The 12,236-nt window shown below is 60.6% G+C and carries 10 protein-coding genes; 5 read left to right on the top strand and 5 right to left on the bottom strand.

Annotated features, from left to right (window positions below; genetic code table 11):
- Positions 1 to 160: 160 nt before the first annotated feature.
- On the bottom strand, positions 161 to 1,903 hold the full coding sequence (locus ACTS1Z_RS11310; RefSeq protein WP_442624569.1) for an N-acyl-D-amino-acid deacylase family protein: 1,743 nt from the start codon (positions 1,901 to 1,903) through the stop codon (positions 161 to 163).
- Positions 1,904 to 1,985: 82 nt separating this feature from the next.
- Here ACTS1Z_RS11310 and ACTS1Z_RS11305 point away from each other — a divergent pair, with 82 nt between their 5' ends.
- Positions 1,986 to 2,882: an alpha/beta fold hydrolase gene (locus ACTS1Z_RS11305; RefSeq protein WP_442624568.1), complete on the top strand. Its 897-nt coding sequence runs from the start codon at positions 1,986 to 1,988 to the stop codon at positions 2,880 to 2,882.
- Between the two features lie 10 nt (positions 2,883 to 2,892).
- On the opposite strand, the gene ACTS1Z_RS11300 is transcribed toward ACTS1Z_RS11305, so the two are convergent.
- Together ACTS1Z_RS11300 and ACTS1Z_RS11295 are read right to left on the bottom strand one after the other, a co-directional pair.
- The gene (locus ACTS1Z_RS11300) at positions 2,893 to 3,684 is read right to left on the bottom strand and encodes a Stf0 family sulfotransferase (RefSeq protein WP_442624567.1); all 792 of its coding nucleotides are present in this window, start codon (positions 3,682 to 3,684) and stop codon (positions 2,893 to 2,895) included.
- Positions 3,681 to 4,991 (bottom strand): FAD-dependent oxidoreductase, encoded by a 1,311-nt coding sequence (locus ACTS1Z_RS11295; protein ID WP_442624566.1) that lies wholly within the window; start codon positions 4,989 to 4,991, stop codon positions 3,681 to 3,683. The genes ACTS1Z_RS11300 and ACTS1Z_RS11295 overlap by 4 nt, the downstream gene beginning before the upstream one ends.
- Before the next feature lie 317 nt (positions 4,992 to 5,308).
- Between ACTS1Z_RS11295 and ACTS1Z_RS11290 the strand changes: the two genes are divergently transcribed.
- From ACTS1Z_RS11290 to lepA, 3 genes are all read left to right on the top strand, one after another.
- Positions 5,309 to 5,848: a hypothetical protein gene (locus ACTS1Z_RS11290; RefSeq protein ID WP_442624565.1), complete on the top strand. Its 540-nt coding sequence runs from the start codon at positions 5,309 to 5,311 to the stop codon at positions 5,846 to 5,848.
- A gap of 3 nt (positions 5,849 to 5,851) precedes the next feature.
- Positions 5,852 to 6,553, top strand: coding sequence for a hypothetical protein (locus ACTS1Z_RS11285; RefSeq protein ID WP_442624564.1), 702 nt, complete (start codon positions 5,852 to 5,854; stop codon positions 6,551 to 6,553).
- Between the two features lie 64 nt (positions 6,554 to 6,617).
- Positions 6,618 to 8,420: a translation elongation factor 4 gene (gene lepA, locus ACTS1Z_RS11280; RefSeq protein ID WP_442624563.1), complete on the top strand. Its 1,803-nt coding sequence runs from the start codon at positions 6,618 to 6,620 to the stop codon at positions 8,418 to 8,420.
- 146 nt (positions 8,421 to 8,566) lie between these two features.
- Here lepA and ACTS1Z_RS11275 read toward each other — a convergent pair whose 3' ends face one another.
- The gene (locus tag ACTS1Z_RS11275; RefSeq protein WP_442624562.1) at positions 8,567 to 8,722 is read right to left on the bottom strand and encodes a Flp family type IVb pilin; all 156 of its coding nucleotides are present in this window, start codon (positions 8,720 to 8,722) and stop codon (positions 8,567 to 8,569) included.
- 226 nt (positions 8,723 to 8,948) lie between these two features.
- Between ACTS1Z_RS11275 and ACTS1Z_RS11270 the strand changes: the two genes are divergently transcribed.
- Complete coding sequence (locus ACTS1Z_RS11270) at positions 8,949 to 11,096, top strand: hypothetical protein (protein WP_442624561.1); 2,148 nt, start codon at positions 8,949 to 8,951, stop codon at positions 11,094 to 11,096.
- Positions 11,097 to 11,129: 33 nt separating this feature from the next.
- Here the strand turns inward: ACTS1Z_RS11270 and ACTS1Z_RS11265 are convergent, their stop codons facing one another.
- Entirely contained in the window at positions 11,130 to 12,041 is a 912-nt protein-coding gene (locus ACTS1Z_RS11265) for a hypothetical protein (RefSeq protein ID WP_442624560.1), read from the bottom strand.
- Positions 12,042 to 12,236 lie beyond the last annotated feature (195 nt).

Raw genomic sequence — 12,236 nt, 5'->3', positions numbered from 1 at the left:
CCGGCCCCTGCCTCCCGAAGACAGTGCTCTACCTGGCTGAGCTACTCCCCGACCGATGCGTCCGGCCTGCATGCGCAGGCCATCTCGGAGGCAGACGCGGCTCTATACGGGCGGGCGCCCGCGCTTTCAACTGCTGATTTCGCGCGAAAGAGGCTGCAGCCTACTCCGCCGCTTCGGCCATCTCGATCGACTGCGGACCGCGGATCAGCCCGCCCGGGCGCGCCTCGGTCACTTCGCCTTTGACGAAGGTGATCTCGCCCGACTTGATCGTATAGTCGTATCCACGCGCCTTCTGCAGCAGACGTTTGCCGCCCGCGGGAAGGTCGAAAGCGAGCCAGGGCTTTTCGAGCTTCAGATTCTCCAGATCGATCACGTTGATATCGGCCAGATAGCCGGGCGCGAGCACGCCGCGATCGTTGAGGCCGTAGAGCCGCGCGGTATCATGGCATTGCCGCTTCACCGCATTCTGGATCGATATCGTGCCGCGCTCGCGGTCGCGCACCCAATGTTCGAGCATGAAAGTCGGCGAGGCCGCGTCGCAGATCGTGCCGCAATGCGCGCCGCCATCGGACAGCGAGTTCACCGTATCGTCGCGATGCTGGAGCGGATGGAGGAAATCGAGATTGCCGTCCGCATAGTTGAGGATCGGATAATAGATGAAGCCCTTGCCGTCGTTCCGCATCAGCAGCTCATAGGCATATTCGGTCGGCGTCATCCCGGCGACCTCGGCACGCGCGGCGACGCTCTCTTCGGCCGTCGGCTCGTAATTGAAGCCGTCCATCATCTCGAACTGCAGCGCGAACCCGTTGGCGATCATCATGTAGAGCGGCAGCAGATCGGGATTCTCCGGATAGACCGACTCTTCCTCGATCATCCGCTTGCGGAAATCCGCGTCGCTGAGTTTCGCATATTTCGCGTCCCAATCGAGTTCTGCGATTTCTTCCCAGGCCGGCTTGAAAACGAACGGATGGACCGTGCCCTGCCAGGCCATGATGATGCCGTTACCGCGCAAGGCGATCTGCGCGACGATATTGGCGCCCTTGGCATTCTCCTCGGCCGTCGCTGCGATCTGTTCGTCGAGCGTCATTTCCTTGGCGATCGACTGAAGCGCGGCGAAGGTGACGGGCAGCCCCGTTTCGCGGCTGAGATCGCCCATCCAGCCGAACTCGTCCCATTCCTTCTTCATATCCGACGCCATTTCGAAGACGCCATGGCCGACACGGCCCATCGCGCGGCCGATACCGATCAGTTCTTCCTTGGTCGCCGTCGTGCCGGGCACGAGTTCGCCATCGACATCGCGATGCAGCGTCGTGCGTGAGGTCGAGAAGCCGAGCGCGCCGGCGCGCAGCCCGTCCTCGACGATCGCCGACATCTGCTCGATATCCTCGTCGGTCGGCACGGCGCCCGGCTTTTCCCGGTCGCCCAGCACATAGGCGCGGATCGCGCCGTGCGGGACATGCGTCGCCACATCGACGGTGCGCGGCATCTTTTCGAGCTCGTCCAGATATTCGGGGAAGCTCTCCCAGTTCCACGTCATGCCTTCGGCGAGCGCGGTGCCCGGAATATCCTCGACGCCTTCCATCAGGCCGATCAGCCAGTCATGCTTGTCGGGCTTGGCCGGTGCGAAGCCGACACCGCAATTGCCCATCACGACCGTCGTCACGCCATGCCAGCTCGACGGGCCCATCTCGTCGTCCCACGTCGCCTGGCCATCATAATGCGTATGGATATCGACCCAGCCCGGCGCGACGATCCGCCCGCCCGCATCGATTTCCTCACGGCCCTTCTCGCTCACCTCGCCGATCTGCGTGATCAGATCGCCATCGACCGCAATGTCCGCCTGAAAAGGTTCGCCGCCCAAACCGTCGACGATCGTGCCGTTACGAATGACGATATCGTGCATCAAAGTCTCTCCCGATTTCTGGCCCGTTTTCTGGTTTACGTAGACGTTAGCAGAAAAGCCTGCGGGCTGCTACGGTCGGCGCATGGACGACGGATTCAGCTGGAACCCGGAACCGGACAGCGGCATCGCGATGCGCTGGATCGAGGCCAACGGACAACGATTCGAACTCGCCGAAGCCGGAAGCGGCGACCGGCTCGCGCTGTGCCTGCACGGCTTTCCCGAGCTGCATTTTTCCTGGCGCTACCAGATGCCGCTGCTCGCGCGGCTCGGTTATCGCGTCTGGGCGCCGAACCTGCGCGGCTATGGCGGATCGAGCCGGCCGGAGGGCGTGGACGCCTATCGCCTCGAAAATCTGACTGCGGACATCGCCGGAATTATCGATGCGAGCGGCGCGGAAGAGGTCACACTTATCGCGCATGACTGGGGCGCCATCATCGCCTGGCAGTTCGCGATCCAGAAGGTCCGCCCGCTGGCCCGGCTCGTAATCATGAACGTACCGCACCCGATGGTCGGACGGCGCGAGATCAAGCATTGGCGGCAGCTCAAGAAGAGCTGGTATATCTTCTTCTTCCAGCTTCCCTGGTTGCCCGAGAAGATGCTGGGGCGCGGCAACGGAAAAGCGATCGGCGAGATTTTCGTCAAATCGAGCTGCGACCAGAGCAATTTCGGTCCGGATGTGCAGGCGGTGTACGCTGCTGCCGCTGCCAGCCCAGGCGCGCTGACGGCCATGCTCAACTATTACCGTGCGCTCATACGGTATCGCGACGCGCTCGATCTCGGCCACGGACGGGTCGACATACCGACGCTGATGATCTGGGGCGAAGAGGATGTCGCGCTCAACATCCGCTGCACCGAGGGCACTGAGGAGTGGGTACCGAAGCTCGAACTACATCGTCTCCCCGGCGTCTCGCACTGGGTGCAGCAGGAGGCACCCGAGCAGGTCAACGCCATCCTCGAAGACTGGCTGACCCGGGCTTAGCGTATCCCGTTCAACCCCCACGACGGTAACGCTCGACCCACTCCGCATTGATCTCGTCGCGCAGAATTTCGACCCGCACCTTGCTGTCGATCCCGGCCGGTACAGGCAGTTTGAGATGGTCGCAGGCAGCATGCACGAATCCGCTCGGATCGGCGCAGATATCTTCATAGACGACGTGGAGACAGGGCCGTTCCGAAAGCCTGGCGAATTTCGCGAGATTTGCGTTGACCTGCTCGATGATCTGCAGATCCGTCGCAATGGCGTCGCGATCATAGTCTTCCGGCACGACCGCGCGTTGTGCCTTTTGCGGTGAGTGATAGCGCCCGCTCAGCCGCGCCCGGAACAGCGACACCGCCTGGGCGACCGTGTCGCGGCGCTCCAGAACGATAAGCCTCGCGCGGCCCAGCACGGCGTCGAGAAAGCCGAGATGCCATGCGCCGATCAGCCCGGGCTCGCCGCATTTGGCGCCGAACGCCGTTCGGGTTCCGCGATTGGCGATCATCCATTGCAGCGCCGCACCGTCATCCGCGAGACCATGTTTTGCGCGCACAGCACCCAGCTGTTCGGGATTGAGCGAATCCGAAATCCGCACGAAATGCCCTGTCCGCGATAGAAGCTGGCCCGCATAGGTGCTTCCCGAGCGCGCGGAAACCAGCATCAGCATGATGCGGTCGGGCAAGGCCGACAAGCCCGGCTGCGCGTCCGGTAGCACCAATTGCCCGCCGATCTTGTCGATCAGCCGATGCTCGAAACAGGCCTGGACAATCTGGCCGGACGACACGCCGGTCTGTTGGGGTTTCACGTCCCGCGCGCCGCGATCATCTCCTCGATGGCGACGAATTTCTCGCGCGGAGATCCTTCGCGGGCGCGCTCGGCTTCGGCTTCCTCGATCTTCTTCCAGTCCCGGAACGTGACCACGTCGACCTTGCGATCGGCGAGTAGCGCGTCGAGCCCTTCGCGGCCCGCCTTGCCTGCTCCCTCACCGATCTCTTCGGCGATCAGATCGACCACGGCATAGCCGTCCGGCCGGTTGGTACCGATCGTGCCGGTCGGCCCTCGCTTGGCCCAGCCGACGCAATAGAGGCCAGGCAAGATCCGGCCCTCGTCATTGGCGAACCGTCCCCGGCCATGTTCGAAGGGCACGCCTTCGATCGCCGGCGTCTGATAACCGATACAGGTGACGACCATCGAGGCGGGGATCGTATAGGTTTCGCCCGTGCCGACGCTGCGCAGATCGGCATCGAGCTCGGTGCGCTCGACGACGACGCGTTCGACCTTGCCATCGCCTTCGATCCGGACCGGCGCGGCGAAAAAGTCGAAATCGATCTCGACCGTCTTGTCGGCCCGGTAGGATTCGGGGATCGCGGCAAACTCCCGGAGAAAGGTCACCGACTTGCGCATGCCGGGTTCGAGCAGCGCATCGGCGCCCTCCTCGGGCAGATCGTCCGGGTCGACGCGCGGGGCGGCGCGCTCGAGCCGGCCGAGTTCGCCCAGCTCCTTCGGCGTCATCGCAATCTGGTGCGGCCCGCGCCGGCCGAGCAGCGCGATATGTTCGGTCTTCGCTTTTTCGAGAACCTCATAGGCATGGAGGACGATATCCGATCCGGCGAATTCGTCGGGCGTCTTGGAGAGCACGCGCGCTACATCGAGCGCGACATTGCCATTGCCGATCACCACGACATGCGTGCCGTCGAGCGGCGGATCGACCTCGGCATGATCGGGATGGCCGTTATACCAGCCGACGAACGCGGCGCTCCCGAACACGCCCGGCAGATCGGCGCCTGGAATACCCAGTTCGCGATCGTCCGGCGCGCCGGTCGCGATGATGACGGCGTCGTAAAGGTCCTGCAGCTCGGCAACGCTCACTTGTTCGCCGACGGTGAGGTTGCCGACGAAGCGGACATTGTCCGACAGCGCCACTTTCTCGTAGCGCCGCGCGACATTCTTGATCGACTGGTGGTCGGGCGCGACGCCAAACCGGATCAGGCCGTAGGGGACCGGAAGGCGGTCGATCATGTCGATGGACACATCCTCGCCGAACAGCTTCTGCGCGGCTTCGGCGGAATAATAGCCGGCCGGCCCAGTGCCGACGATCGCGATATGGCGCATGGGCCACTCCCCTCAAATATTTCGCGCGATGCTAGCGGCCTTTACCGCCGAGGCAAGCGCAACTCGCTTGCCACTGTTGGCGGCGCGGAGTCGTCCCGGATATCGCCCAGCGCGGCCGGCAAGCGGCCAATAGAAGCCGATGGCGCTGATATTTGGTTGTCTGCGGTGCGCCGAGATTCGCTGCGGGACCACAAATGGATATCACCATTTCCGGTGATCGGGAGCACAGCACAACGTTTCGAGAATCTTGATATTTCGGCCCGTAAAATGTAGGCGCATGACCAACATAAAAGATATGGGTCGGCAAGGAGACTAGTATGATTTTTTCCAGCCGCGACAATCGCGTTATCGGATTCCTCGTGGTCGCCGCACTGGCGACGCAGCCGGTGGCCGCCTACCAGCTCGGTGGGCTGCTCGGCGGGCGATCCTCGAGTTCGAGCGACGAAACCAACAATTGCGACACCGCCGGCGAGTCCGTCGGGCGTTCGATGATCGGCGGGCTGCTCGGCAGCGCGGCACGTTCGATCGGCATCCCGACCTTCGTGCCTTCGGCGCAATTTGCAGACGTCATAGCCACCGAAATCGCCTGCCGGCTCGATCCGGAAGAACAGGAAAAGGCGGCCGAGGCGACCGTCGAAGCGACGCGCAGCGGCGAAGTCGGCTCGACGGCAACCTGGACGAGCGATACGCGCCCCGGGGTCAGCGGCTCTTCGACCGTGACCGGGCGGACCGAACAGGCCGGCGGCGGAGACTGCCTGCAGGTGACCGACGTGATCATCGTTGATGGCGAGGAAACGACGGTCCCGAAAACCATGTGCCGCGTACCACCTTCAACGCGGTACGTGCTGGCGGCCTGATTCATGAGCCGATTGCGGATTTTGATTGCCACCGGCGCGGCGATGCTGTGCGCCAGTGCCTCGGCTGGCGCACAGGCGGACAACCGCAATCCGACCTGCCCGGAATCGCCGAACTGGGCGGCGAACCAGGTCATGACCCTGACAGCCGAGGATCGGGGCAATCAGCGCGTATTGCTGGCCGAAGGAATGATCACGCCCGGCCTGGCCGACCGGCTGCGAGACGTGCTGCAGAATGACGACCGGATTTCGGAAATCTGGTTCCGCTCGCCGGGCGGCGATGCCTATGCCGGCAACGAGGCGGGCCGGATGCTGCGTTCCGAATTTCCCGGTATCATCACGCGCATTCCGTCGGGCTGGGCCTGCTTTTCGGCCTGCAACTTCGCTTTCATGGGCGGGCAGCTCCGGATCGTGGAGCCCGAGGGCCATTTCATGGTCCATATGTTCACCCATACAGGCAACCGCGACATCATCCGTCAGGAAGTGCAGGCGGGCACGGACAGTGCGGTCGAACTGATAGGCGAGATCGAACAGTCGAGCGCGCAGCTCGCGACCGAGGATAATGATTTCCTGATCCGCATGGGCGTCTCGCGCCGCCTGCTCAGCGAGGTCATGTACGCGACCCAGGCGGTCGGCGACGGTGAAACCCGCCGCTGCCTGACGCAGGATGAGGCCTACGCCTATAACGTCGCCAACGTGCGGGAGTAGCGGACCTGTTCCTTGGTCCGTAAGTGATTGCCGCGCGCGCTCCCCGTGCTAAAGGGCGCGGGAAATGACCGACCTTTCGAAAATCCGGAACTTCTCGATTATCGCGCATATCGACCATGGGAAGTCGACCCTGGCCGACCGTCTTATTCAGCAAACCGGCGGTTTGTCTGAACGCGAGATGGAAGAGCAGGTGCTCGACAATATGGATATCGAGCGCGAGCGCGGGATCACGATCAAGGCCCAGACCGTCCGCCTCGCCTACACCGCGCAGGACGGCGAGACCTATCAGCTCAGCCTCATGGACACGCCCGGCCATGTCGATTTCGCCTACGAAGTCTCCCGCTCCCTCGCCGCCTGCGAGGGCGCGCTGCTCGTCGTCGACGCGGCCCAGGGCGTCGAGGCGCAGACGCTCGCCAATGTCTACCAGTCGATCGAGCATGATCACGAGATCCTCCCCGTCATCAACAAGATCGACCTCCCCGCCGCCGACCCCGAAAAGGTCCGCGAGGAGATCGAGGAAGTCATCGGCATCCCGGCGGACGAAGCCGTCCTCGCCAGCGCCAAGACGGGCGAAGGCATCGAGGCCATCCTCGAACAGATCGTGCAGAAAATCCCGCCCCCCGGCGGCGACCGCGACGCGCCGCTGAAAGCCATGCTCGTCGACAGCTGGTACGATCCGTATCTCGGCGTCGTCATCCTCGTCCGCGTGATCGATGGTGTTCTCAAGAAGGGCCTCAACATCAAATTCATGCAGAACGGCACCCAGCATCTGGTGGACCGCGTCGGCTGCATGCGCCCCAAGATCGAGCAATTGGAAGAGCTCGGCCCCGGCGAAATCGGCTTCATCACCGCGCAGATCAAGGAGGTCGCGGACACCGCGGTCGGCGACACGATCACGACGGTCAAAAACCCCGCCCCGGCGCCCCTGCCCGGTTTCCGCGAAGTCCAGTCGGTCGTGTTTTGCGGCCTCTTCCCCGTCGATGCGGCCGATTTCGAGAAACTGCGCGAGAGCATCTCCAAGCTGCGGCTCAACGACGCCAGCTTCACCTTCGAGATGGAGACGAGCGCCGCGCTCGGCCAGGGCTTCCGCGCCGGCTTTCTCGGCCTGCTGCACCTCGAAATCATCCAGGAACGGCTGACGCGCGAGTACGATCTCGACCTGATCACGACCGCCCCGTCCGTCGTCTATCGCCTGACCATGACCGACGGGACGGAGATGGAGTTGCACAACCCGGCCGACATGCCGGACGTCGTCAAGATCGCGCATATCGAGGAGCCCTGGATCAAGGCGACCATCTACGTCCCCGATGATTATCTCGGGCCGATCCTCAAGCTCTGCCAGGACCGGCGCGGCATCCAGAAGCAGCTGACGTACGTGGGCGGCCGCGCGCAGCTCGTCTACGAGCTGCCGCTCAACGAAGTGGTGTTCGATTTCTACGACCGGCTGAAGAGCATTTCGCGCGGCTATGCCAGTTTCGATTACGAGGCTGTCGGCTATCGCGAGGGCGACCTTGTGAAGATGAACATCCTCGTCAACCAGGAGCCGGTCGACGCGCTGAGCATGATCGTCCACCGCGACGCGGCGGAAACGCGTGGCCGCCATATGTGCGAGCGATTGAAGGATCTCATCCCGCGCCACCTGTTCAAGATCCCGATCCAGGCCGCGATCGGCGGCAAGGTCATCGCCCGCGAAACGATCGGCGCAATGCGCAAGGACGTGACCGCGAAATGCTATGGCGGGGATATTACCAGAAAAAAGAAACTCTTGGAGAAACAGAAGAAAGGCAAAGCCAAGATGAGGGAATATGGCAACGTCAGCATTCCGCAAGAAGCCTTTATCGCTGCGCTCAAAATGGGCGAAGAATAGCGCTTGGCTTTGCCGCAAGGCGAAGTGCGGGAAGTGCCCGCGTCTTGTTGGAAAGCGTGGGGCGCTTTCCAAAGCGGGTGCTGGAATGTGTCCATCCCGCAAGAAGCCTTCATCGCTGCCCTCAAAATGGGCGAAGAGTAGCGCCTCTACCGCATCGCGTTGGTCACCGAATTGAAGACATCGGCAAGGTTCAGGCCGAGCGACGTAAAGGCGAGGATCGCGGCCAGCGATATCAGCGCCGCGATCAGCCCATATTCAATCGCCGTCGCCCCGCGCTCGTCGCCAAGGAATCGTCCCAGCATCACGCAAACTCCTGTAAGGAAACAGGAATTTATCGGCTGGACGTTACCGGGCCGTTAAGGGAATGACCGGAATGGATGTGTTCACCAGAAGGCGACGATACGAGAACTCGGCGAAGTCTGTCATGAACGTACGGACATCAGAAAAATTGCGGGATGAAGATGTAGCGGATTGAGCTACAGCAATGCTAAAGGCAAGACCGGTTAGGCTTCAGCGCTTGGGTGAAAATTGGCTCGTCTCGATCCCGGATTGACTGCATACATCCTCGAATCGGTCGGTGGGGATGCTTTCGAAAGCTTCGGGCAAGCCCTGTTATCTCATGTCCTCGGGATCGACTTTGAGGCTACTGGCGGGATGCATGACGGAGGCCAAGACGGATTCATCCGACCAATATCTGGCAAACCGGCTCACTATGTTCAGATCTCAGTTCGCGCGGACTCCAAGCAAAAAATTCGGCAAACGATTGCAAGATTGAAAGAGACTGACAGGAACCCAGAGAATCTGACTTATTTGACCAATCGTCAGATTCCTCAAAAGGACTTGCTCGAATCTTCTCTTGAGAAAGAAACGGGCGTTAGCGTTCGCGTGCTCGATAAGCGATGGATCAGTTTGCAGACGCAAACTGATGATGTCGCCGGAACGATTTTCGCCGATAGTTTTGCCCGGATTGTAGAATCCGCGACTACGCTCAAAAATCACGTATCGGACGTATATTCCCCAAACGAGCGAATGAGCGTGATGAGCTACATGGAGGTTCATGCTGCATCTGAACCCGACGAAAGCGATTTACTTCCGCTCGCAGTGGATTCAGCTATCTATATGGCGCTCGCCGGAACCGATCCTGACGAGGGTATTTTCAAGTCTGAAGCAGAGATTATTGAATTTGTGGAAGACAAGTTTCCGGCCGTTAAGAAACGAAAAGACCTAGCTTTGGGCGATCGAATAAAAAGGCTTTCCTCCAAACAGGGTACACCGCGAATACGGCACCATCGTAAGGAGAACGGGTATTGCTTGCCTTTTGATGTGCGTTCGGAGTTTAGCGAACATGGACAGGCAGTTCGGCAAGCAGAGGTAAGTTTTTGGGACTCGATGCGCACACGCCTAACTGATTCTGGCGTACCCGAAAAATGGATCGACGTGGCCCTAGATGCATGTAGGCATGCGATTGAGAAAACGTTCGAGAAGCAGGGGCTTAATTTTCTAGCGTCCATAAAAGGCGCGTCGATCAATGATGAGATAAAAACCCATGAATATATCGATGAGAAACTAGGTCGGATTGATAGCGAGGACGACAGATATGTCGTCATGAGAGCTTGCCAAAACTCAATCAGACATGCGTTTTATTCCCCAAACGAATTTGAAATAGAACATGCCTTTAGGCTCTTCAAAGCATTCAGCATCGAGTTCGCTATAAAAGGAGATGCGAGAGTCGCTTCATACTTCAGTAAGTTGATCAAGAAGCTTCGTCTTTATGTTGGCACGGATGTTATTGTACGTGCGCTTTCAGAAGTGTGCGCGCATCCAGTTGGGCGGGCGACTCAGAATGCATTGAAGATGCTCTCTCGGGCCGGAGCTAAGCTTTATCTGACAGAATATGTGTTGGAGGAGGTTTGGCATCATATCCATTCCACCGACTTGGAATTCAAAAACTTCTATGCTCCGTGGGAGAAAAGGGCTGCGTTAATTGAAGTACAGAACTCTGATAAGATCCTGATCCGAGCGTATTTTTATGGTCGGCTTGAACCAGAGTACCATGAAAAATCTCCTTCGAATTGGGACCAGTTTCTCTCTTACTTCGGCGACTCATCTTGGTTCAGAGATAAGTCCGGGATGGATAGTTTCGGTGCTTTCTTGAGACGAAAGTTTGGCCTTGCTTTTGTTTCGAAGGAAGAAATTCGGCGAGCGGTTGATGAATCTGAAGCAGGTCAATTGGAGAAGGAGTTAGAGGAGGAAAAAAAGGACGCTCGCTTGGCGTGGAACGACGCGTATTTGTCATTATACGTTCGTCAGCAACGGCGATCCACAGGCGATGTTGGCGGTGATGGTATCTATGGCTTTGCAAATTGGTGGCTGACGGAAGAATACAAGGTAGTTGAAGCGCTCAAGAAGGTTGGAGTTCGTCGGCAGCTAACGATGCATCCACAGTTTTTGATGAATCTCTTTGCAGCTTCGCCCGGCCTATCGAAAGTGGCAAAGGATTATCAAGGAATATTCCCTACGCATTTCGGCCTCAGAATATCGTCGCGAGTACCCATCCAGACGATGCATCAGTTTTTGGAGTCGGTAAAAGACGCAGCCGAGGCCGAGGAAGCGAAAGCCGATGCTTACATTCGCCATCAAGCAAATAGATACTTGAATACAAATTATCAGTTGTAAGGTTCGGCGAACAGCCACGCGCTATCGCAGCCGTCAGTCGCCAACCTCCCCGTCCGCCTCCCGCCCCCGCCGCACGATCGCGCGCAGCTCTTGCTCATGGCCGTGCTGGCCGATCATCTCTTCGCCCGCCGCCTCGGCCGCCCAGGCTTCGGCGCGCGTCTTGGCGAGCAGGTCGGTCAGCGTCGTCTGCTTGCGCGCGTCGTCATCGGTGAGCTGCCAGGGGCGGTCCGGGTCGCGTTTGCCGTTGGCGATCTCGATCAAGTCGTTCGCCCCGCCGCCGGCTTCGATCAGCACCTCTATGTGCGTGAGCTGGCGCGCGTAGAAATCGGCCTCGGCGATCTCGCCGGCGCGGCGGTGTTCGCGCTCCATCTGCACGCGGTTGCGATAGTGGATCAGCATGATCTCCAGCGCGCGCAGGCGATCGTCGGCGCGTGCCTCCCATGCCTCGCGCGCGCTGGTTTCGGGGGACTTGGTGCCCGCGCCGCCGGGCTTGCCGTACGTCTCGGGCATCCGGTGCTGAAGCTGCCACATGGTCAGGCGTTCGTTGAAGGTGCGGCGCTCGGCGACCTGCTTGCCATCATGCATGATGGGGATGGGGACGCCGTGGATCGCGCGATCGAGCGCGGCATCGGCGAGGACGTGCGTGCCATAGTCGAGCGCGGCGGCCCAGGCATCGCGGAATTCGGCGGCCTCGGGATGGAGGCGGAGCTGATAGGCGCCTTCCTTGGCCATGTTGACGGCCTCGGCCGCCTGGGTGACGGAGCCGGTGCGGGCGAGCGCCTCGATAAAGCCGCGCTGCCGCTCGGGCGTCCAGCCGTCATGGCGGTTCGTCTTGCGGGGCACGGGGGTGAAATCGAGCCGGGGTTTGAGCTGGGCGAACTTGCCTGCGCCGAGATAGCCGGTGGCGCGGCAGCGATCGCAGATGACGGGCGTGCGGTTTTTCATGGGCGCAGTGATCCTTTCGCCCGGAGATAGGGAAGCGGATTTTTCCAACATTGCAAGGATGAGTTTGTCAGACTCGACCTGACGGTCGAGCGCGGCACCGGCCCACTCCCCCTCCCGGCCTCCCAATCAGGGTACACTCGTGGGAGGCCGGGAGGGGGAGTGGGCCGGTGCGGCGATTTTCCGAGAGGAAAATTC

The organism is Parasphingopyxis sp. (assembly GCF_052168295.1).
GTDB lineage: Bacteria > Pseudomonadota > Alphaproteobacteria > Sphingomonadales > Sphingomonadaceae > Parasphingopyxis.
Note: the sequence above shows the minus strand (reverse complement) of the source record. Positions and strands in the feature narration are given on the sequence as shown.

Bases quoted from the DNA above. Each gene is read 5' to 3' on its own strand.
- ACTS1Z_RS11310 (WP_442624569.1), bottom strand. From the start codon at position 1,903: ATGCACGATATCGTCATTCGTAACGGCACGATCGTCGACGGTTTGGGC.
- ACTS1Z_RS11305 (WP_442624568.1), top strand. From the start codon at position 1,986: ATGGACGACGGATTCAGCTGGAACCCGGAACCGGACAGCGGCATCGCG.
- ACTS1Z_RS11295 (WP_442624566.1), bottom strand. From the start codon at position 4,991: ATGCGCCATATCGCGATCGTCGGCACTGGGCCGGCCGGCTATTATTCC.
- ACTS1Z_RS11290 (WP_442624565.1), top strand. From the start codon at position 5,309: ATGATTTTTTCCAGCCGCGACAATCGCGTTATCGGATTCCTCGTGGTC.
- ACTS1Z_RS11285 (WP_442624564.1), top strand. From the start codon at position 5,852: ATGAGCCGATTGCGGATTTTGATTGCCACCGGCGCGGCGATGCTGTGC.
- lepA (WP_442624563.1), top strand. From the start codon at position 6,618: ATGACCGACCTTTCGAAAATCCGGAACTTCTCGATTATCGCGCATATC.
- ACTS1Z_RS11275 (WP_442624562.1), bottom strand. From the start codon at position 8,722: ATGCTGGGACGATTCCTTGGCGACGAGCGCGGGGCGACGGCGATTGAA.
- ACTS1Z_RS11265 (WP_442624560.1), bottom strand. From the start codon at position 12,041: ATGAAAAACCGCACGCCCGTCATCTGCGATCGCTGCCGCGCCACCGGC.